The following is a 21,623-nucleotide window of genomic DNA, read 5'->3' as shown; positions in this document are numbered from 1 at the left end:
AGTGAATAATAGAAAAAGGCGCCTCAATAGGCGCCTTTTTATTATCTCATCTATGCAGAAACTGTATTTGTACAGACAAATAAGCACTTAGCCTACAGTAGGCCAAATACTCTTAATTCTTTGATTGCTTTCTATTCTTTCAGCAACGATGGCCTTACGACACAATCATGACTGTCTTCAGCCAGCATCAGTAACTCTTCTACGCTCATCTTACCGAGTAAGTCACTGCCAAGAAACGCCGCATAGCTTTCCACAGACGCCAATCGGTCAATCACGAAGCCTGGCAAGGTCTGGTTAAATTCAATGCGATCAAACTCACCACCAGCGCACGTTTTAAAAGAGCTGCCATTCCAGTAACCCTGAATCAGCCTAAGCCCTTCATCATGCTGCTTCGTTGTGGTCTCTAGAACCGACGTCGCTTCTTTCTGATAGTTTTCAAGCTGCTTGGCTTGGATAGGTAAGATTTTGCTGTCAATACGATATTGCTGATACACAGCCTCGCCTGACTTGTTGAAACGCACATGAACACGATAAGGCACCAACTTATTCGATGAATTACGCTGTTCGCCTTCACGAACGAATTCACGAAGTATACCTTCCGACCAAGCATAGTCAGTTTGGTACCAGCCGTAATCGCCGACAGTGACATAGTCAGCTGAAGAATGAGGTTGTGTTAGTTTATTAGTAACCCAGTAAAAACTTGTCGCGTCGCCCATGACTTGGCCGCCGGTGTGAGTTTCAAATTGCTCTAGGTTTTTGCTGGGGCTGGTCGATGAACAGCCAATGAGGAATGTAGATAATAGTGAAACGAGAAGAAATGCTTTTTTCATAAAAATCTGTACCGAGGTGGAATACGACTACCTCGGTACAGTTTAGATTATTTCACTGAATCTTTCAGCGCTTTACCTGCAACAAATGCTGGAACATTTGCAGCAGCGATTTGGATCTCATCACCAGTTTTTGGGTTACGACCAGTGCGAGCTGCACGGTGGTTTACTTTAAAAGTACCAAAACCAATTAGCTGAACTTGATCGCCATCTTTAAGAGCATCTGTAACACCACCAAGAGTCGCTTCTAGAGCAGCTTTAGCTTGTGCTTTAGAAAGGTCCGCTTTTTCAGCAATAAAGTCGATTAATTGAGTCTTGTTCATTTTAGGTTTCCCTTCTTTGTATTTTTGAATTCAATTTACTCTAAAACATAAATGCCCCATCTGGCAAAGGTTTGTCGTCGATCTTTAGCTCTAATGCCGTAGTTTTAGCCATAATATGAGTAATAACTCACAATTTGTTACTGATTTTATTGAGCAAGCCCTTGTTTAAAAGGGGCTGAGAGGCAAATTAATGATGACCTAGCCACTACTTTATCTCTATAATCCACGCTGAATCGCTGCTAAAGCGTACAATTTAATTTAAGGGCAAACATGCTGCTGCTAACTATTTACGTCTCCATTGCTATTGGAGTTTCTTTCATTTGTTCTGTTTTAGAAGCTGTACTTTTGAGTATTAGTCCGAGCTATATTGCTCAACTAAAACAAAATGGGCACCCTGCAGCAGAGTCTTTAGACAAACTGAAAACAGACATTGACCGCCCACTCGCGTCAATTTTAACGCTCAACACCATCGCGCACACAATCGGTGCTGCGACGGCAGGTGCACAAGCGGCTGTGGTTTTTGGTAGCCAATGGTTAGGTGTATTCTCTGCCGTACTGACTTTGGGTATTTTGGTTTTGTCTGAGATTGTTCCAAAAACCATTGGTGCAACCTACTGGCGTCAACTTGCTCCAGCATCATCAAACGTACTTCGCTGGATGGTTTTCTTCCTAACACCGTTTGTCTGGTTCTCAGAACAGATCACCAAACGTCTTGCTCGTGGCCACCAAGCTCCAAAAATGCGTGATGAGCTGTCTGCAATGGCTATTTTGGCAAAAGAAAGTGGTGAGTTTGCTGAAGGCGAATCAAAAATTCTGAGCAACCTATTAGGCATTCAAGATGTGCCCGTGACGCAAGTGATGACACCGCGCCCTGTTGTATTCCGCGTCGATGCCGAAATGAGCGTGAATACGTTCCTAGAGCAGCACAAAGACACACCATTCTCGCGCCCATTAGTTTACAGCGAGCAAACTGACAACATCATTGGTTTTGTGCACCGTCTGGAGCTGTTTAGATTACAACAAGCGGGTTGTGGCGAGAAAGCTCTGGGTGAAGTAATGCGCCCTATCCACGTGTTGCTGAACAACATGGGCTTGGCTAAAGCCTTTGACCAAATGATGGCAAACCGCCTGCAGCTTTCCTTAGTAGTTGACGAGTACGGTACGATTCAGGGCATCATCACCCTAGAAGATATCTTTGAGCACCTAGTGGGCGAAGAGATCGTCGACGAGGCAGATAAGACAACTGACATGCAAGAACTGGCATTTCAGCGTTGGGAACAGTGGAAAGAAACACACGGTGTTATCGAAAACCGCGATGAAGAGGACGAGCTAGAGGAAAAAACTCTAACAGACAACGACACCTCAGACTCAAAGTCAGTGGATGAAGACAAGGTTCAAAAAGAAGACAAAAAAGACGCTTAATCTCAATTTGATAACGTCAGATACAACAAAGGCTCCCTAGGGAGCCTTTGTTTTTATTCGTACTTTGATGCGATAGCGAATTATAACGCTACACCAATGTTACTTACTGGGTCTTCACGCAGTTCATGACGCAGATCTTTAATCAATTCTAGGTCACGCTCAGTCGTTTCACGTAGAGGTCGGAAGATGGCCCACTGAACGTCCCACTCTTCACACACCGCTTCGTTTTCTTTCTGGTTTTCGTTTGTCACTTCTTCAGCGCCTTGAGCAAACTCAAGCTCAGCAACCGTCTTCACCGATTGTTGACTCACTTTAATGACAGTTTCAAGCAGATGCTCACGGTCAAGTAAGCCATGGATTAACGTTGCTAAGCCTTGGCACGCGTCCATCGCAGGGTAAACACCGTAGAAATCAAAATCATCTCCACTTGGGAATAGCTCTTCGACTTTCTCAAGCTGACGCTCAAAATTCACCTTTGCCGTTTTAACGGTTAGGATTTCCCAAATGCTATCCAAAACATCACGATAGATTCGAGCTTCCGCAAATTCTGTATTCTCACAAAACATGGCATAGTTAGGGTACATACGCTCACATAGACACGCCATAAAGGTAATTTGTTGCCAAGGTTCTAACTTTTCTAGACGAACCTGCAGTGGATTCTGAAGCATAGTCACTCAATAATTGCAGAAAAAGACAGCGAAAGTGTACTTGATAAACCTAGGATGGAAAAGGTAGGCCGATGAACAATTTTACGAATAAGCTCTATATTCTTACTGAGCATGACGATACTTATACGCAACTGATTCTAAACCAAGGGTTACCTGACCTCGAAATCACTCAAAACCCCGAATTAGCTGAGATCGTGCTGGCTTCTCCTCCTTTAATCGCGGAGCGACTTAATGAGTTTAAACATCTAGACTGGGTGCAAAGTGCCTACGCAGGAATCAATAAACTCACTCAGCCGGATCTTCGTCAAGATTATACGCTGACCAACGTCAAAGGCATCTTCGGCCCTGCGATTGCTGAATACGTGTTAGGTTACACGATCAGCCACTGTAGACACTTCCCTCACTACCACCAGCAACAAGCACAACGAAGCTGGCAGCCACAGCTATATACTAGCCTAACTGACAAAACCATGGTGATTTTAGGAACAGGTTCAATCGGAAGTCATTTAGCGAAAACCGCAGCTGCCTTTGGTATTCATACCATTGGAGTCAACCGTACCGGCATCCCATCAAAGCAAGAGACCTTTAAAGAAACTTTCCACATCAATGAGATAGAGGCTGCCCTTAAGCAAGCGGATATTGTGGTCAACACCTTGCCATCAACAGCTGAAACCTATCAATTACTCAATCAAACGACCTTAAGTTACTGCTCGAATGTGCTGCTGTTTAATGTTGGCAGAGGAGAGAGCTTAGATAACAAAGCCTTGCTGCTAGCGATTAAGAATAAGTGGGTTGAGCATGCTTTCTTGGATGTGTTTGAAAGTGAGCCCCTCTCGCAGGAGCACCCTTTCTGGACATTACCGCAAGTGACCATCACCCCGCACATTGCAGCGCTGAGTGAGCCAAGGCAGGTGGTAGAGATCTTTGCCGAGAATTACCAACAGTGGCGAGATGGCTTTAAACTTAACCACATCATCGATTTTGATAAAGGTTACTGATGCCCTCATCGTTACTCAAAGAGATTCGACAATGCCGAGCTTGTGAGCCTCACCTATCACACGGTGCTAACCCGGTGATTCAAGCGCATCCAAACGCGCGCTTGCTTATCATCGGGCAGGCACCCGGCATCAAAGTTCATGAGTCATCGATCCCTTGGAATGATGCCAGTGGCGAACGATTAAGAGAATGGTTAGGGATAGATAGCGATACGTTTTATGACGAACAAAAAGTCGCGATTGTTCCTATGGGTTTTTGTTATCCGGGAAAGGGAAAGAGTGGCGATCTCCCACCACGTAAAGAGTGTGCGGAGCTTTGGCATAACAAAGTGCTGCAATCGCTACCCAACATCCAAATGACACTGCTGATTGGCCAATACGCACAAAACTATTACCTAACAAATAAAACCACCAGCACACTGACAGAAACAGTACGTAACTGGCAGGTTTGGGCTCCTGATTTTTTACCGCTACCTCACCCTTCGCCACGCAATAATATCTGGCTCAAGAAGAACCCTTGGTTTGAAAGTGAAGTCATTCCTTACATCCAAAAGCACATCTCGAAGCATTTGGCCTACTATGATCCAAATACCTAGTTAGCTGCACATCCACGATGATGAAGCCGATATTGGATGCGGATAAAAAGGTAATAAAAAAGCGCTGCCGATTTCTCGACAGCGCTTTTTCTAAAAACACATACTTAATTACTTATGGTATGGCTTAGATAGGTCATGAACTGCGTCCACAAATACACCAGCATTCTCTGGTGGCACATCTAGGTGAATACCATGGCCAAGGTTAAATACGTGACCAGTACCGCCGTCACCAAAACCTTCAAGGATAGTGCCGACTTCTTCACGAATACGCTCAGGTTGTGCGTAAAGCACTGATGGGTCCATGTTGCCTTGTAGAGCCACTTTATCGCCAATACGCGCTTTTGCATCCGCAATATTGATTGTCCAGTCTAGGCCCACCGCATCACAGCCAGTCGCTGCGATAGATTCTAGCCACATGCCACCGTTCTTAGTGAACAGAGTAACCGGTACACGGCGACCTTCGTTTTCACGGATTAGGCCATCTACAATTTTGTGCATGTACTGTAGTGAGAACAGGTTGTAGTCACGCGGAGTAAGTACACCACCCCATGTGTCGAATACCATTACCGATTGTGCACCCGCTTTAATTTGCGCGTTCAGGTATTCAATAACGGTGTCAGCCAGCTTATCTAGAAGTAAATGCAGTGTTTGTGGCTCTGCGTACATCATCTTCTTGATCTTAGTAAACGCCTTCGAGCTGCTGCCTTCAACCATGTAAGTTGCCAATGTCCAAGGGCTACCAGAGAAACCAATCAATGGCACTTCGCCTTTCAGATCTTTACGGATCTGACGAACAGCATTCATTACGTATTGAAGCTCGCCTTCTGGATCAGGTAGGCCAATCTTCTCTACGTCAGCTTTACATGTGATAGGACGTTCAAACTTAGGACCTTCACCAGTTTCAAAGTACAAGCCTAAGCCCATTGCATCAGGGATAGTTAGGATGTCAGAGAACAAGATTGCCGCATCAAGCGGGAAACGACGTAAAGGTTGAAGTGTTACTTCTGATGCCAGTTCAGCGTTTTTGCACAAAGACATGAAATCGCCCGCTTCAGCGCGCGTTGCTTTGTACTCTGGAAGATAGCGGCCAGCTTGGCGCATCATCCATACTGGTGTGTAATCAACAGGCTGTTTTAAAAGTGCGCGTAAATAGCGATCGTTTTTTAATTCGGTCATTCCGTTAAATTCCAATTCAATCTTGTCTAGTTTTGATGGCAAGTATTCTAACACTGATTGAAGGGTAAAAGCTGTGTGCTTTGCAACCTAGATCAAGTTATTAACTTTTAAATCAATGCTTAATTTGCACCCAATTGCAGGAGCATGTTAAAAATTTGTTCGCTAGCGAAAATTACAATTATAACATCTGAGTAGTCACTACTCAGCATCTCATAACGACATCTTACTTACCCCCTCCACTTGTGGAGGGTTTTTTTTAGCTTTTGACCACCTATAGGCCAAATACCATCATAGGTAAATTAGTACTCTATCGTCTGCTCCGTCACACCATCTTTCATCACGTCACCCACAGTTTTATCAATCAATTGTCTCGCAATCGTTCCTACTGGAGCAACATCAGGCAAGCTTGTTACATCAAACCACTGGGCATCCGACAATTCACTGTAATCTGGTTTAAGCGTTCCACCAGCATAGTCAGCCAGAAAGGCCATCATCATACTCGACGGAAACGCCCATGGCTGGCTGCCAAAGTAACGGATATTACTGACATCGATGCCTGTCTCTTCTTTTACTTCTCTTGCCACGCACTGCTCTAAGGTCTCTCCAACCTCTAGGAAGCCCGCTATCACGGTATACATACCAGTTTTATGTCTCGGGTGCTGTGCAAGCAATATCTTGTTGTCGTTACGTACAGCGACAATGATACACGGGAAGATGCGAGGATAATGAAGTGTTCGGCAGTCTCCGCATTGCATCGCCACCTGATTATGGTTGAGGTGATTACGACCGCCACACTGAGGACAAAAACGCATACTTTGCGTCATGTGCCCATACTGGATGGCTTTACTTGCTGTCAGAAAACTCGATTCAGGCCAGTGCAATAACTCACGTAGATTTATCATGGTCAGCTCACTCTCAACATCACAGTCGTTGAGCCAATACACCTTACGACCTTGATGCTGACCAATACAGATTGCATGCTCGACGCTCAGCCCTAGCTCTTCAGCTGAGCCATAAGGAAACTGATCATTATTAACCCAAATATCACTACCTGAAACGACGCACCAATAAGCTTGCTCTGTCATTTTGTTATCACTTTTTTTTAACATCCCTATGCCTCATTGCTTGCAGTTCGTTCATTTTACTGGCAATCTAATTTCATACTAGAGTTGTAGCAGAGAATAATTCAAACTATTACTTTTAGTAGATACCAATAAATGGACCTTACTTAGGCAATTACTTGATCACAAGGTTGTGATCAGATCATGAGGACATGGTCATGCTAAATAAATTCAAACAAATACAAGAACAATGGGGTGGCTCTAATGAGGTCATCGATCATTGGCTCGAAACTCGACAGTCTCTAATCGTTGAGTATTGTAAGCTTGCCGCTCTACAGCCTTCATCGTCGAAAGCAACTGCAATCACCGAACTGCCTTCTCCAGAAGAACTCCAAAAATTCAGCCAACATCTTGTTGATTACATCTCCGAAGGTCATTTCAAAATCTATGACATGGTGATGGACAAATGGCAGTCTACTGGCTTCAAAGCAACAGACGAAATCAACCAGTCTTATGGTCATATCGTCCTTACCACGGACCCTCTGCTCAACTTCACCGACAAATACGCCGCCATTGAAGCTAGTGATACATTAGAAAGCTTTGATAGTGAACTGTCACTCGTAGGTGAGATTCTTGAGGCTAGGTTTGCGGTTGAAGACCAACTGATACAACAAATTGCCGACAGCCTAGCGGTTCCACCAGGAGCTTAATGGCTTAACATCTTCTAAGCTTGCCTCTGTGCAAGCTTTTTGTTTTGTCTGTAGCGTTACCTGACACATCCAACTCTTTTATCAGAGCCTATTGGTTCGTCTCTATTCTGATGTTTTGCGATAACCCGACGTAACACTTCTCACCGGTTTCATCCTCTGCGCCTCCCTCTGCCTCCCTGTTAACGCGCAAGCTGCCTTCGATAAAGTACTATCGACTAAGTCCACCAGCCAAGCAATCGACAAGCATACCTATCAACTTCTAATCTATACACCTCTCATTAAACACCTATACGCCAGATACAAAAAAGGCACCCGAAGGTGCCTTTTCTTATCTCTTAGAGACTACTCGTAGAGCTTACTCTTCTGAAGAGAAACCAGCGTTTAGAAGTGCTGCTAGATTGTCAGTAGCTTGTTCAGCTGAAGGACCTTCTTGCTCTTCTTCACGTTGCTTTTGACGCTCTTGGTGGTATGCGAAACCAGTACCAGCTGGGATCAGACGACCAACAATTACGTTCTCTTTCAGACCGCGAAGGTCATCACGCTTACCAGAAACCGCAGCTTCTGTTAGTACGCGAGTCGTTTCTTGGAACGATGCAGCTGAGATGAATGACTCAGTTGCAAGAGATGCTTTAGTAATACCTAGTAGATCACGTTCGAAACGTACTAGTTCTTTACCTTCAGCTTCTAGCTTACGGTTAGCAATCTTAACATTGTGGTACTCAACTTGTTCGCCAGGTAGGAACGGAGAGTCACCAGAATGAGTGATTGTACACTTACGTAGCATTTGACGAACGATAGTCTCAATGTGCTTATCGTTAATCTTTACGCCTTGTAAGCGGTAAACTTCTTGAACTTCGTTCGCGATGTACTGAGTTACTGCGTGGATACCACGTAGACGCAGGATATCGTGTGGAGTTTCAGGACCGTCGGCGATTACATCACCACGTTCAATCTTCTCACCTTCGAACACGTTCAATTGACGATGCTTAGGAATCATCTCTTCGTAAGCGTCACCGCCTTCACGAGTGATTACTAGACGACGCTTACCTTTCGTTTCTTTACCGAAAGACACAGTACCTGTGTGCTCAGCAAGGATCGCAGGCTCTTTAGGCTTACGAGCTTCGAATAGGTCAGCTACGCGTGGTAGACCACCGGTGATATCTTTGTTTCCGCTCGATTTTTGAGGGATACGAGATAGTGTGTCACCAATGCCAACTTCAGCGCCATCTTCGATGTTTACAATCGCTTTGCCAGGTAGGAAGTAGTGAGCTGGCATATCAGTACCAGGGATCATTACGTCGTTACCTTGCTCATCAACAAGTTTGATAGCTGGACGCATATCTTTACCTGCTGCTGGGCGAGCTGCTGCGTCTGTAACTTCACTTGAAGAAAGACCCGTTAGATCGTCAGTGTTACGAGAAACTGTAATACCATCGATCATATCTACGAATTGGATACGACCTGCCACTTCAGTGATGATTGGCATGGTATGCGCTTCCCAGTTAGCTACAACTTCACCAGCAGTAACTGCTGCGTTGTCGCCTTTGGTTAGCATCGAACCGTAAGGAAGTTTGTGCTTCTCTTTAGTACGGCCGAACTCATCAATAATCGTCATCTCAGATGCACGAGAAGTGATAACCAGTTTCTTATCTTTGTTAGTTACGAACTTAGCATTGTGAAGCTTCACAGTACCAGTTGTCTTAGCTTGGATGCTGTTCTCTGCTGCTGCAGTAGATGCCGCACCACCGATGTGGAACGTACGCATCGTTAGCTGTGTACCCGGTTCACCGATAGATTGTGCAGCGATAACACCAACTGCTTCACCTTGGTTCACTAGGTGACCACGTGCTAGGTCACGACCGTAACACTGTGCACAACAACCGAAGTCTGCATCACAGGTAACAACAGAGCGCACTTTCATGCTATCTACTGAGTTGTCTTCCATGATTTGACACCACTTCTCATCAATCAGAGTATTACGTGGAATCAGTACATCTTCAGTACCAGGCTTAAGAACATCTTCAGCAACAACACGACCAAGAGCAAGCTCAGAAAGTGCAACTTTAACGTCACCACCTTCGATGTGAGGCATCATGTCGATACCTTCATGCGTGCCACAGTCATGTTCGTGTACTACAACGTCTTGAGCAACGTCTACTAGACGACGAGTTAGGTAACCCGAGTTTGCTGTTTTCAGTGCTGTATCCGCAAGACCCTTACGAGCACCGTGCGTTGAGATAAAGTACTGAAGGACGTTTAGACCTTCTTTAAAGTTCGCAGTGATCGGCGTTTCGATGATTGAACCATCTGGACGCGCCATCAGACCACGCATACCTGCTAGCTGACGAATCTGAGCTGCAGAACCACGTGCGCCCGAGTCGGCCATCATGTAGATGCTGTTGAACGATTCTTGCTGTTCTTCTTCGCCGTCACGGTTAATAACTGTTTCAGAAGATAGGTTATCCATCATTGCTTTCGCAACGCGGTCATTCGTAGATGCCCAGATATCGATAACTTTGTTGTAACGCTCACCCGCAGTAACAAGACCAGATTGGAATTGCTCTTGGATTTCGCGAACTTCTTCTTCAGCAGATTCAATCTCGTCGTATTTCGCTTGAGGAACAACCATATCGTTGATACCTACAGAAACACCAGAAAGAGCCGCGTATGCGAAACCTGCGTACATGATTTGGTCAGCAAATACTACTGTATCTTTTAGACCAAGCTTACGGTAACACTCGTTAAGAAGAGTAGAGATCTGCTTCTTACCTAACTTTTGGTTAACGATGCTGTACGGAAGGCCTTTAGGAACGATCTGCCATAGCATTGCACGACCTACAGTAGTATCTACTAGACCAGTATTCGTTGTGCTATTGCCGTCTTCGTCTACTACTGTTTCAGTGATACGTACTTTAACGCGAGCATGTAGCTCAGCAGTCTTAGTACGGTATGCCTTTTCAGCCTCAGCAGGGCCAGCAAGGTACATACCTTCACCTTTCACGTTGATCTTGTCACGTGTCATGTAGTAAAGACCCAATACAACGTCCTGAGAAGGTACGATGATCGGATCACCTGATGCTGGCGACAGAATGTTATTCGTCGACATCATTAGGGTACGAGCTTCAAGCTGTGCTTCTAGAGTTAGAGGCACGTGTACAGCCATTTGGTCACCATCGAAGTCGGCGTTGTATGCCGCACACACTAGTGGGTGAAGCTGAATCGCTTTACCTTCGATTAGTACTGGTTCAAACGCTTGGATACCTAGACGGTGAAGTGTAGGTGCACGGTTAAGCAGTACTGGGTGTTCACGGATAACTTCGTCTAGGATATCCCAAACGATCGCTTCTTCGCGCTCTACCATTTTCTTAGCAGCTTTGATTGTCGTAGCCATGCCACGAGTCTCTAGCTTGCTGTAGATGAACGGCTTAAATAGCTCAAGTGCCATCTTCTTAGGAAGACCACACTGATGTAGACGAAGGTATGGACCTACTGTGATTACAGAACGGCCAGAGTAGTCTACACGTTTACCTAGAAGGTTCTGACGGAAACGACCTTGTTTACCCTTGATCATATCAGCAAGAGATTTCAGAGGACGCTTGTTAGAACCCGTGATCGCACGACCGCGACGACCGTTATCTAGAAGGGCATCAACAGACTCTTGCAACATACGCTTTTCGTTACGTACGATGATGTCTGGAGCCGCTAGCTCTAGAAGACGCTTCAAACGGTTGTTACGGTTGATCACACGACGGTAAAGGTCGTTCAGATCTGAAGTCGCAAAGCGACCGCCATCTAGAGGTACTAGAGGACGAAGATCTGGCGGTAGCACTGGAAGTACAGTTAGGATCATCCACTCAGGCTTGTTGCCTGACGAGATGAACGCTTCAACTAGCTTCAAACGCTTAGTAACTTTCTTACGCTTAGTTTCAGAGTTAGTTGTTTCCAACTCTTCGCGCATTTCTTCCACTTCTTGATGAAGGTCCATTGTTGAAAGCAGATCTTTGATCGCTTCAGCACCCATCTTAGCAGTGAATTCGTCACCCCACTCTTCTAGACGATCCAGATACTCTTCTTCAGTAAGCATCTGAGATTTTTCTAGATCAGTCATACCCGGTTCAGTTACTACGTACATTTCGAAGTAAAGAACACGTTCGATATCACGCAGAGGGATATCCATTAGTAGACCGATACGAGACGGCAGTGATTTTAGGAACCAGATGTGAGCAACTGGTGAAGCAAGCTCGATGTGGCCCATACGGTCACGACGAACTTTAGTTTGTGTAACTTCAACGCCACACTTCTCACAGATAACACCACGGTGCTTCAGGCGCTTGTATTTGCCACAAAGACATTCGTAGTCTTTAACTGGACCAAAAATACGTGCACAGAACAGACCATCACGTTCAGGTTTGAACGTACGATAGTTAATTGTTTCTGGCTTTTTAACTTCACCAAAAGACCACGAACGGATCGTGTCTGGTGAAGATAGACCGATTTTGATTGCATCAAATTCTTCGGTCTTATGCTGTGCTTTTAGAAAGTTTAATAAGTCTTTCACGTTCAGCTCCTGTAAGGAGTTAAAGGAGCTCACCGACTAAAGTGAGCCCCCTTTACCAAGTAATCCAATCTTCTTTATAAAAAAGAGGGATTACTCTTCGTCTTCTAGCTCGATGTTGATACCTAGCGAGCGAATCTCTTTCAACAGTACGTTGAACGACTCTGGCATGCCAGGTTCCATGCTATGGTTGCCATCTACGATGTTCTTATACATCTTAGTACGGCCGTTAACGTCATCCGACTTAACTGTTAGCATTTCTTGTAGAGTATATGCAGCACCGTATGCTTCTAGTGCCCATACTTCCATCTCACCGAAACGCTGACCACCGAACTGAGCTTTACCACCAAGTGGTTGCTGAGTTACTAGGCTGTAAGAACCAGTTGAACGAGCATGCATCTTGTCATCAACCAAGTGGTTCAGTTTCAGCATGTACATGTAACCAACAGTTACAGGACGCTCAAACGAATCACCAGTACGACCATCAAACAGTTTAAGCTGACCAGATTCTGGCAGATCACCCAGTTTAAGTAGTTCTTTGATTAGAGACTCAGAAGCACCGTCGAACACAGGAGTAGCAATCGGTAGACCGCCACGTAGGTTCTTAATCAGTGTACGAACTTGATCATCAGACAGTTCAGCAATATCAACTTTCTGACGAGTATCACCAAGATCATAAACCTTCTGTAGGAACTCACGGAACTTATGCAGTTCTTGTTGTTCCTTAACCATTTGGTTGATCTTGTCACCGATACCTTTCGCAGCCAAACCTAAGTGAACTTCTAGGATCTGACCGATGTTCATACGCGATGGTACACCCAGCGGGTTAAGTACGATGTCTACAGGCTGACCTTTCTCATCGTATGGCATGTCTTCAACAGGGTTAATCTTAGAGATTACACCTTTGTTACCGTGACGACCGGCCATCTTATCACCAGGCTGGATACGACGTTTAACCGCTAGGTAAACTTTAACAATCTTAAGAACGCCAGGCGCTAGATCATCACCTTGAGTGATTTTACGACGCTTAGTTTCAAACTTCTTATCGAAGTCTGCTTTTAGCTCATCCCACTGCTCAGCAAGTTGCTCAAGCTGTGTTTGTAGCGCATCGTCTTCTAGAACTTGCTCTAGCCATTGCTTACGACCGATAGTATCAAGCTTAGCTTCAGAGTAACCACCAGACAGAAGTACAGCTTTAACACGGTTAAGAAGGCCACCCTCAAGAATTTGGAACTCTTCAGTTAGATCTTTCTTAGCTTCTTTAAGCTGCATCTGTTCGATTTCAAGTGCACGTTTGTCTTTCTCTACGCCATCGCGAGTGAAGACTTGTACATCGATGATAGTACCCGAAACAGAGTTTGGTACACGTAGAGAAGTATCTTTAACATCAGATGCTTTCTCACCGAAGATAGCACGTAGTAGCTTCTCTTCAGGAGTCAGTTGAGTTTCACCTTTAGGGGTTACTTTACCAACTAGGATGTCGCCACCCTTAACTTCAGCACCAATGTAAACGATACCTGACTCGTCTAGTTTAGACAGAGCAGACTCACCTACGTTTGGAATATCAGCTGTGATCTCTTCAGAGCCCAGCTTAGTATCACGAGCCACACAAGATAGTTCTTGAATGTGGATTGTCGTGAAACGGTCTTCTTGAACTACGCGCTCAGATACTAAGATCGAGTCTTCGAAGTTGTAACCATTCCAAGGCATAAATGCGATACGCATGTTTTGGCCAAGAGCAAGTTCACCAAGGTCAGTTGAAGGACCATCAGCAAGAACATCACCGCGTGCAACTGGTTCACCAGGAAGTACAGTTGGACGTTGGTTAATACATGTGTTTTGGTTCGAACGCGTGTACTTAGTTAGGTTGTAGATATCGATACCAGCTTCGCCAGGTACCAATTCATCTTCGTTAACCTTAACTACGATACGAGAAGCGTCTACAGACTGAACTTGACCACCACGTTTAGCAACCGCTGTAACACCAGAGTCAACTGCGATGTTACGTTCAATACCAGTACCTACTAGAGGTTTATCAGCTCTAAGTGTTGGTACCGCTTGACGTTGCATGTTGGCACCCATCAATGCACGGTTCGCATCATCGTGTTCTAGGAACGGGATAAGCGAAGCAGCGATAGATACTACTTGGTTTGTCGCAACGTCCATGTAGTCAACGTGCTCGCGTGGGTGAAGACCAGATTCACCTTTTTGACGAGCTGTGATTAGCTCATCTGCAAACGTACCTTCTTCTGTAAGAATAGTGTTTGCTTGCGCGATTACGAATTGACCTTCCTGGATTGCAGACAGGTAATCAACTTCTTCTGTTACTACACCATCTACTACACGACGATACGGAGTTTCTAGGAAACCGTAATCGTTACAACGTGCAAACGCAGATAGCGAGTTAATTAGACCGATGTTTGGACCTTCAGGCGTTTCGATCGGACATAGACGACCGTAGTGAGTTACGTGAACGTCACGTACTTCGAAGCCTGCGCGCTCACGAGTAAGACCACCAGGACCTAAAGCAGAGATACGACGTTTGTGCGTAACTTCTGACAATGGGTTGTTTTGGTCCATAAACTGTGAAAGCTGTGAAGAGCCAAAGAATTCTTTAACTGCAGCAGAGATCGGCTTAGCGTTGATAAGATCTTGAGGCATGATTGCATCAAGGTCACCAAGGCTTAGGCGCTCTTTAACGGCACGTTCTACACGAACTAGACCAACACGGAATTGGTTTTCTGCCATTTCACCTACAGAACGGATACGACGGTTGCCAAGGTGGTCGATATCGTCCACTTCACCAATACCGTTACGGATGCCGATCAGTTTCTTCATCACTTCGATGATGTCTGATTCATCCAGAGTACCGCGCTCTTCTTCTTCTTCACGCTCGATAGAGCTGTTGAATTTCATACGGCCTACAGTTGATAGGTCGTAACGATCTTCAGAGAAGAATAGGCTTTCGAACAATGATTCTGCAGCTTCTTTCGTTGGTGGCTCGCCAGGGCGCATCATGCGGTAGATTTCTACCAATGCAGAGATGCGATCTACTGTGCTATCCGCACGTAGAGTGTCTGACATGAATGGACCATGGTCTAGGTCATTCGTGAACAGCACTTCTAGAGTCTTGTGACCTGCTTGAGACAGGTTAGCAAGTGCTTCTAGGCTAATCTCTTGGTTTGCGCCAACGATGATCTCGCCAGTTGCTTCGTTGATGTAATCTTTCGCAGCAATCTTTTCAACGATGTACTCTACTGGTACTTCGATGTGCTCAACGCCATCTTTTTCAAGTTGACGGATATGGCGAGCAGTAACACGACGACCAGTCTCAACGTAAGTTTTACCGTTTGATTCGATGTCGAATGACGCAGTTTCACCACGTAGACGATCAGGAACCAACTCCATAAGTAGAGTTTGGTCTTTAACTTCGAAGTTCACCTTGTCGAAGAACAGATCTAGGATCTCTTCAGTCGATTTACCAAGTGCACGAAGAATAATCGATGCTGGTAGCTTACGACGACGGTCGATACGTACGAATAAGTTATCCTTAGGATCGAACTCAAAGTCTAACCATGAGCCACGGTAAGGAATTACACGTGCGTTATAAAGAACTTTACCTGATGAGTGGGTCTTACCCTTATCACTGTCGAAGAACACGCCTGGGCTTCGGTGCAGCTGGGATACGATAACCCTCTCGGTACCATTAATTACGAAAGTACCATTGTCTGTCATAAGCGGAATTTCGCCCATGTAGACTTCTTGTTCTTTAATGTCTTTTACAGTGCCTGCTGGTGCGTCTCGATCAAAGATAACTAGACGTAGTTTTACGCGTAGTGGCTTTGAGTAAGTTACACCGCGGATTTGACATTCTTTAACGTCAAAAACTGGCTCACCAAGACGGTAGCTAACGTATTGCAGCTCAGAATTGCCGTTGTAGCTCTGAATTGGAAATACAGAACGGAAAGCAGCTTCAAGACCGTATTGACCTTCTGGATCCTGTTCGATGAATTTATCGAAAGAATCAAGCTGGATCGATAACAGGTATGGAATGTCCAAAACTTGTGGACGAGTACCAAAATCCTTACGGATGCGCTTTTTCTCGGTATAAGAGTAAACCATGGGGTTCCTCAGCTCGCTGATAAGTGACCCAAACCACCCAAAACACTCTTCAGAGGGGGCGGTGACAAACAGCTGTTTACTGTAGTTGAACAATCATTTCGAAAAAATGACTGTTTTTTTGCTCGGATTATGACGGTTAAACAGCGGGAAATTCGTCATAGCCCTACAGCGCAAAAAGGCCGGTGGTTAATAAACCACCAGCCAATAGCCTTGCGGCTAGGAAATTAAGTAATAATTACTTGATTTCAACAGAAGCGCCAACTTCTTCTAGCTGTGCTTTAAGAGCTTCAGCTTCAGCTTTGTCAACGCCTTCTTTAAGCGCTGCAGGAGCTGAGTCTACAAGACCTTTAGCTTCTTTAAGACCTAGGCCAGTTGCGCCACGTACAGCTTTGATAACTTGTACTTTGTTTGCGCCAGCGCCAGTAAGGATAACGTCGAATTCAGTTTGCTCAGCAGCAGCTTCAGCAGAAGCTCCACCAGCTACAACTGCAGCAGCAGCAGTAACACCGAATTTTTCTTCCATAGCTTCGATAAGCTCAACAACTTGCATTACAGACATTTCTGCAACTGCGTCTAGGATTTGCTCGTTAGTAATAGACATAACAATTCTCTTTTAAGTCAACAATAAGTTTAAATAGCAACCAGTGAAAAGCAAGGCTTATGCCGCAGCTTCTTCTTTTTGGTCGCGAACAGCAGCGATAGTACGAACCAGCTTGCCAGCAGAAGCTTCTTTCATGCACATCATTAGGCGTGCGATAGCTTCGTCGTAAGTTGGTAGTGTCGCTAGTACATCAGCATCAGTAACTGCGCCTTCAAATGCAGCAGCTTTGATCTCGAATGTTTTGTTCTCTTTAGCGAAGTCTTTGAAAAGACGCGCTGCAGCACCAGGGTGCTCGTTAGAGAACGCAAGTAGGCTAGGACCAGTAAATGTGTCTTGTAGACACTCATACTCAGTACCTTCTACTGCACGGCGTGCTAGTGTGTTACGAACAACTCTCATGTAAACACCCGCTTCGCGAGCTTGTTTACGTAGAGAAGTCATCGCGCCAACAGTAACGCCACGAGAGTCAGCTACAACTGCAGAAAGTGCACCACTGGCTGCTTCGTTGACTTCAGCAACAATTGCTTTTTTGTCTTGAAGATTTAAAGCCATTTGGATTAACCTCTGGTTGTGATTACAGCACTCAATATAAAATACATTGAGCGTTTACGATGTTATTCAAAAATGAATAAATTCATTTCAAACGACAACATCGCCTACGTAGGTTTTATTAAGCTTCACCTTAAAAAGGTTCAGCGCCTACGGTCTTGGGATAGACAGTTATGAATTGCTTCAAAAACCACCCAACCACAAATATTAGGCGCAGAAGTATATACTAAATCTGCGCCAAAGCAAATTAGTTTGCTTGAGTGTCAAGACTAGCTTGATCAACAGTAACACCAGCACCCATCGTAGTAGAGATGCTTACTTTCTTCAGGAAAGTACCTTTCGCTGAAGAAGGCTTAGCTTTCTTAAGAGCAACTAGAAGTGCTTCTAGGTTCTCTTGAAGCTGGTTAGCTTCGAAAGATGCTTTGCCGATAGTAGTGTGGATGATACCGTTCTTGTCGTTACGGTAACGAACCTGACCAGCTTTAGCGTTCTTAACCGCTTCAGCAACGTTAGGAGTTACAGTACCAACTTTAGGGTTTGGCATTAGACCGCGTGGACCTAGGATTGTACCTAGTTGACCAACAACGCGCATTGCATCAGGAGAAGCAACAACAACGTCAAAGTCCATTACGCCTTTTTTCACTTGCTCAGCAAGATCTTCCATACCAACGATATCTGCGCCAGCTGCTTTAGCTGCTTCTGCGTTTGCACCTTGAGTGAACACAGCAACGCGGATTTCACGGCCAGTACCGTGAGGTAGCACAGTTGCGCCACGTACGTTTTGGTCAGATTTACGAGCATCGATGCCTAGGTTAACAGCAACATCTACAGACTCAACGAATTTAGCAGTCGCTAGTTCTTTAAGAAGAGCAACAGCTTCGTTGATTTCGTATTCTTTAGTTACTTCAACTTTGTCGCGGATTACGCGCATACGCTTAGTAAGTTTTGCCATGATCTTATCCCTCTACCACTAGGCCCATTGAACGAGCAGTACCAGCAATAGAACGCTTCATTGCTTCGATGTCAGCACCAGTCATATCAGCAGCTTTAGTTTCTGCGATTTCCTGAACTTGAGCGTCAGTTACAGTACCAACTTTCTCAGTGTTTGGACGACCTGAACCAGACTTAACGCCAGCAGCTTTCTTAAGAAGAACAGCAGCAGGTGGAGTCTTAGTTACGAACGTGAAAGAACGGTCGTTGTAAACAGTAATTACTACTGGAGTAGGTAGACCTTTCTCAACAGATTCTGTTTTTGCGTTGAACGCTTTACAGAATTCCATGATGTTCACGCCGTGTTGACCTAGAGCAGGACCAACCGGTGGACTTGGGTTTGCCATACCAGCTGCAACTTGCAGTTTGATATAAGCTTCAACTTTCTTAGCCATGATATTTCCTAATTTTTGGGTACATGCGCTAGCCCTAAGGCAAGCTCCCCTTAATTTCAATTAACTCTTTCTTACTTCGATAGAAGCAAAAAGGCGCGAAATTATAATCATAATTCGCGCCTTTAACAACCCTAAAAAGGTGGTTTTTTATACTCTTTTATTTTGAACAACTTATGAAGCATTTATCCACAGCTTGTTCAAAAGTTAGAGTTTTAGTCTAGCTTTTCAACTTGACCAAATTCAAGCTCAACCGGCGTTGCACGACCAAAGATCGATACAGATACCTTAATGCGGCTTTTCTCGTAATCTACTTCTTCAACTGTACCGTTGAAATCAGCAAACGGACCATCGTTCACACGAACCACTTCACCCGCTTCGAACATTGTCTTAGGACGTGGAGACTCGCTCGCTTTCTCTAGACGGTTCAAGATAGCATCAGCTTCTTTGTCAGTGATTGGTGCAGGACGATCAGAGGTACCACCAATGAAGCCCATAACACGAGGGATACTGCGCACTAAGTGCCATGATTCATCATTCATGATCATTTGCACTAATACGTAGCCAGGGAAGAACTTACGTTCGCTTTTACGGCGTTGACCTGCACGCATTTCCACTACTTCTTCAGTAGGTACTAAAACGTCACCAAAGAACTCTTCCATGTCGTGCATTTTAATATGTTCGCGTAACGATTGAGATACACGACCTTCATAGCCAGAAAAGGCTTGAACTACATACCAACGTTTTTTTGGAGCTTCACTCATGAATCAGAACCCTCTACACCCCAGTCGCTAGAGAAACTAAACGGACCATAATGCCGTCAATTCCCCAAAGCACTAGAGACATAACAATACATACAGCTAAAACGATCAATGTAGTTTGCATAGTTTCTTGGCGAGTAGGCCAAACAACTTTACGAATCTCCATACGAGATTCTTTTGCAAAATCGATCGCAGCTTTACCTTTAGTTGTTGTTGCTGCAACGCCTAGTGCGGCAGCAATCAGCACAACTACACCTGCAGCGCGAATTACAACAGACAATTCACCATACAGGTAATTACCCACAACAGCAGCAGCCAACAGTACAAAAGCGACTACCCACTTCATTGTATCTGCTGCACCTGAGCTATCAGGAGTTTCAGCGTTTGCTTTCATAAAACCAACCTGTGATAAGTCTTAAATATAGACGACAATAACCCCGCTGTTGCAGGGCACATTCCTTTGCGTTGCAAAACAACACATCTAACAGTCATTTTAGTCAAAAAGACCGTTTAATTCTTTGCTAAGAGCTAAAATTGATGTCAAAACACCCAACTCTTTTTTCAGCGCAGAAAAAGGGCATCAAATGATGCCCTTTTTACTAGTGGTTCGTCAAATCTTATGCAAAGATTTTAGCTACAACACCAGCACCAACTGTACGGCCACCTTCGCGGATTGCGAAACGTAGACCTTCGTCCATTGCGATTGGAGCGATTAGCTCAACAGTCATTTGAACGTTGTCACCTGGCATTACCATTTCTACGCCTTCAGGTAGAGTGATATCGCCTGTTACGTCAGTTGTACGGAAGTAGAACTGTGGACGGTAACCCTTGAAGAAAGGAGTGTGACGGCCGCCTTCGTCTTTAGAAAGTACGTATACTTCAGACTCAAACTTAGTGTGTGGGTTGATTGAACCTTTAGCAGAAAGTACTTGGCCACGTTCAACGTCATCACGCTTAGTACCACGTAGAAGTGCACCAACGTTCTCACCTGCACGACCTTCGTCAAGCAGTTTACGGAACATTTCAACACCAGTACAAGTAGTAAGAGTAGTTTCTTTGATACCAACGATTTCTACTTCGTCACCTACACGTAGGATACCGCGCTCGATACGACCAGTAACTACAGTACCACGACCTTGGATTGAGAATACATCTTCAATAGGAAGTAGGAACGGTAGGTCAACAGCACGCTCTGGAAGTGGAATGTAAGAATCTAGTGCTTCTGCAAGCTCAACGATCTTGTCTTCCCACTGCTTTTCGCCGTTTAGAGCGCCAAGTGCAGAACCTTGAATTACTGGAAGGTCGTCTCCTGGGTACTCGTACTCAGAAAGAAGTTCACGAACTTCCATTTCTACTAGCTCAAGTAGCTCTTCGTCATCAACCATGTCACATTTGTTCATGAATACGATGATGTAAGGGATACCAACTTGACGACCAAGTAGGATGTGCTCACGAGTTTGTGGCATAGGGCCATCTGTAGCAGCAACAACTAGGATACCGCCGTCCATTTGAGCAGCACCAGTGATCATGTTTTTAACATAATCGGCGTGTCCAGGACAGTCTACGTGTGCGTAGTGACGTTCAGGAGTATCGTACTCAACGTGAGAAGTTGCGATTGTGATACCACGTTCGCGCTCTTCTGGAGCGTTATCGATAGATGCGAAATCTTTAGCAACACCGCCGTACACTTTTGCAAGTGTAGTACAGATAGCAGCAGTTAGAGTTGTTTTACCGTGGTCAACGTGGCCGATAGTACCAACGTTTACGTGCGGTTTCGTACGTTCAAATTTTTCTTTAGACATGGGGTGTCCCTCTAGGTACGGATTAGGTGGCTTAAAATAAGACCACGCAACCAAAAAAATGGTTTTCTTTATT

Annotated in this window: 18 protein-coding genes; 4 read left to right on the top strand and 14 right to left on the bottom strand. The window is 44.9% G+C overall.

Annotated elements, in window-relative coordinates:
• Positions 1 to 131: 131 nt before the first annotated feature.
• Both AACU28_RS08695 and hupA read right to left on the bottom strand, forming a co-directional pair.
• The gene (locus AACU28_RS08695; RefSeq protein WP_004729751.1) at positions 132 to 830 is read right to left on the bottom strand and encodes a DUF1481 domain-containing protein; all 699 of its coding nucleotides are present in this window, start codon (positions 828 to 830) and stop codon (positions 132 to 134) included.
• A gap of 47 nt (positions 831 to 877) precedes the next feature.
• Positions 878 to 1,150 carry a nucleoid-associated protein HU-alpha gene (gene hupA, locus AACU28_RS08690; protein ID WP_004729753.1) on the bottom strand — a complete coding sequence of 91 codons (273 nt, stop codon included), beginning with the start codon at positions 1,148 to 1,150 and terminating at the stop codon, positions 878 to 880.
• Positions 1,151 to 1,420: 270 nt separating this feature from the next.
• Here hupA and AACU28_RS08685 point away from each other — a divergent pair, with 270 nt between their 5' ends.
• A complete protein-coding gene (locus tag AACU28_RS08685) occupies positions 1,421 to 2,572 on the top strand; it encodes a CNNM domain-containing protein (protein ID WP_004729755.1) in 1,152 nt (383 codons plus the stop codon).
• 80 nt (positions 2,573 to 2,652) lie between these two features.
• Here AACU28_RS08685 and AACU28_RS08680 read toward each other — a convergent pair whose 3' ends face one another.
• A complete protein-coding gene (locus AACU28_RS08680) occupies positions 2,653 to 3,240 on the bottom strand; it encodes a YjaG family protein (protein ID WP_004729756.1) in 588 nt (195 codons plus the stop codon).
• 71 nt (positions 3,241 to 3,311) lie between these two features.
• On the opposite strand from AACU28_RS08680, the gene AACU28_RS08675 reads away from it, so the two are divergent.
• Both AACU28_RS08675 and AACU28_RS08670 read left to right on the top strand, forming a co-directional pair.
• Entirely contained in the window at positions 3,312 to 4,238 is a 927-nt protein-coding gene (locus AACU28_RS08675) for a D-2-hydroxyacid dehydrogenase (RefSeq protein ID WP_004729758.1), read from the top strand.
• Complete coding sequence (locus AACU28_RS08670) at positions 4,238 to 4,831, top strand: uracil-DNA glycosylase family protein (RefSeq protein ID WP_102489010.1); 594 nt, start codon at positions 4,238 to 4,240, stop codon at positions 4,829 to 4,831. Before AACU28_RS08675 ends, AACU28_RS08670 begins: the two co-directional genes overlap by 1 nt.
• A 108-nt stretch (positions 4,832 to 4,939) precedes the next feature.
• Here the strand turns inward: AACU28_RS08670 and hemE are convergent, their stop codons facing one another.
• Positions 4,940 to 6,007: a uroporphyrinogen decarboxylase gene (gene hemE / locus AACU28_RS08665; RefSeq protein ID WP_004729761.1), complete on the bottom strand. Its 1,068-nt coding sequence runs from the start codon at positions 6,005 to 6,007 to the stop codon at positions 4,940 to 4,942.
• A 299-nt stretch (positions 6,008 to 6,306) separates the two neighbouring features.
• Positions 6,307 to 7,116 (bottom strand): NAD(+) diphosphatase, encoded by an 810-nt coding sequence (nudC, locus tag AACU28_RS08660; RefSeq protein WP_121602810.1) that lies wholly within the window; start codon positions 7,114 to 7,116, stop codon positions 6,307 to 6,309.
• A 164-nt stretch (positions 7,117 to 7,280) separates the two neighbouring features.
• Here nudC and AACU28_RS08655 point away from each other — a divergent pair, with 164 nt between their 5' ends.
• Complete coding sequence (locus AACU28_RS08655; protein ID WP_017083833.1) at positions 7,281 to 7,778, top strand: Rsd/AlgQ family anti-sigma factor; 498 nt, start codon at positions 7,281 to 7,283, stop codon at positions 7,776 to 7,778.
• Between the two features lie 355 nt (positions 7,779 to 8,133).
• Here the strand turns inward: AACU28_RS08655 and rpoC are convergent, their stop codons facing one another.
• The 9 genes from rpoC to tuf form a co-directional block, all read right to left on the bottom strand.
• Positions 8,134 to 12,336, bottom strand: a complete 4,203-nt coding sequence (rpoC, locus tag AACU28_RS08650) for a DNA-directed RNA polymerase subunit beta' (protein WP_004729767.1) — start codon at positions 12,334 to 12,336, stop codon at positions 8,134 to 8,136.
• A 90-nt stretch (positions 12,337 to 12,426) separates the two neighbouring features.
• On the bottom strand, positions 12,427 to 16,455 hold the full coding sequence (rpoB, locus tag AACU28_RS08645; protein WP_029222057.1) for a DNA-directed RNA polymerase subunit beta: 4,029 nt from the start codon (positions 16,453 to 16,455) through the stop codon (positions 12,427 to 12,429).
• A 235-nt stretch (positions 16,456 to 16,690) separates the two neighbouring features.
• A complete protein-coding gene (gene rplL, locus AACU28_RS08640) occupies positions 16,691 to 17,056 on the bottom strand; it encodes a 50S ribosomal protein L7/L12 (protein ID WP_004729770.1) in 366 nt (121 codons plus the stop codon).
• Positions 17,057 to 17,113: 57 nt separating this feature from the next.
• A complete protein-coding gene (rplJ, locus tag AACU28_RS08635) occupies positions 17,114 to 17,608 on the bottom strand; it encodes a 50S ribosomal protein L10 (RefSeq protein ID WP_017077558.1) in 495 nt (164 codons plus the stop codon).
• A 244-nt stretch (positions 17,609 to 17,852) separates the two neighbouring features.
• Positions 17,853 to 18,557 (bottom strand): 50S ribosomal protein L1, encoded by a 705-nt coding sequence (gene rplA / locus AACU28_RS08630; RefSeq protein WP_017077557.1) that lies wholly within the window; start codon positions 18,555 to 18,557, stop codon positions 17,853 to 17,855.
• Between the two features lie 4 nt (positions 18,558 to 18,561).
• Positions 18,562 to 18,990 carry a 50S ribosomal protein L11 gene (gene rplK / locus AACU28_RS08625; protein ID WP_010435555.1) on the bottom strand — a complete coding sequence of 143 codons (429 nt, stop codon included), beginning with the start codon at positions 18,988 to 18,990 and terminating at the stop codon, positions 18,562 to 18,564.
• Positions 18,991 to 19,202: 212 nt separating this feature from the next.
• Positions 19,203 to 19,751 (bottom strand): transcription termination/antitermination protein NusG, encoded by a 549-nt coding sequence (gene nusG / locus AACU28_RS08620; RefSeq protein WP_012605006.1) that lies wholly within the window; start codon positions 19,749 to 19,751, stop codon positions 19,203 to 19,205.
• Between the two features lie 13 nt (positions 19,752 to 19,764).
• On the bottom strand, positions 19,765 to 20,142 hold the full coding sequence (secE, locus tag AACU28_RS08615) for a preprotein translocase subunit SecE (protein ID WP_017096511.1): 378 nt from the start codon (positions 20,140 to 20,142) through the stop codon (positions 19,765 to 19,767).
• A gap of 223 nt (positions 20,143 to 20,365) precedes the next feature.
• Positions 20,366 to 21,550, bottom strand: coding sequence for an elongation factor Tu (gene tuf / locus AACU28_RS08610; protein WP_012604914.1), 1,185 nt, complete (start codon positions 21,548 to 21,550; stop codon positions 20,366 to 20,368).
• Between the last annotated feature and the right edge of the window lie 73 nt (positions 21,551 to 21,623).

The sequence above is a fragment of the Vibrio sp. SBT000027 genome (assembly GCF_963894355.1).
GTDB lineage: Bacteria > Pseudomonadota > Gammaproteobacteria > Enterobacterales > Vibrionaceae > Vibrio > Vibrio splendidus.
This window is presented reverse-complemented; position numbering and strand designations above follow the sequence as displayed.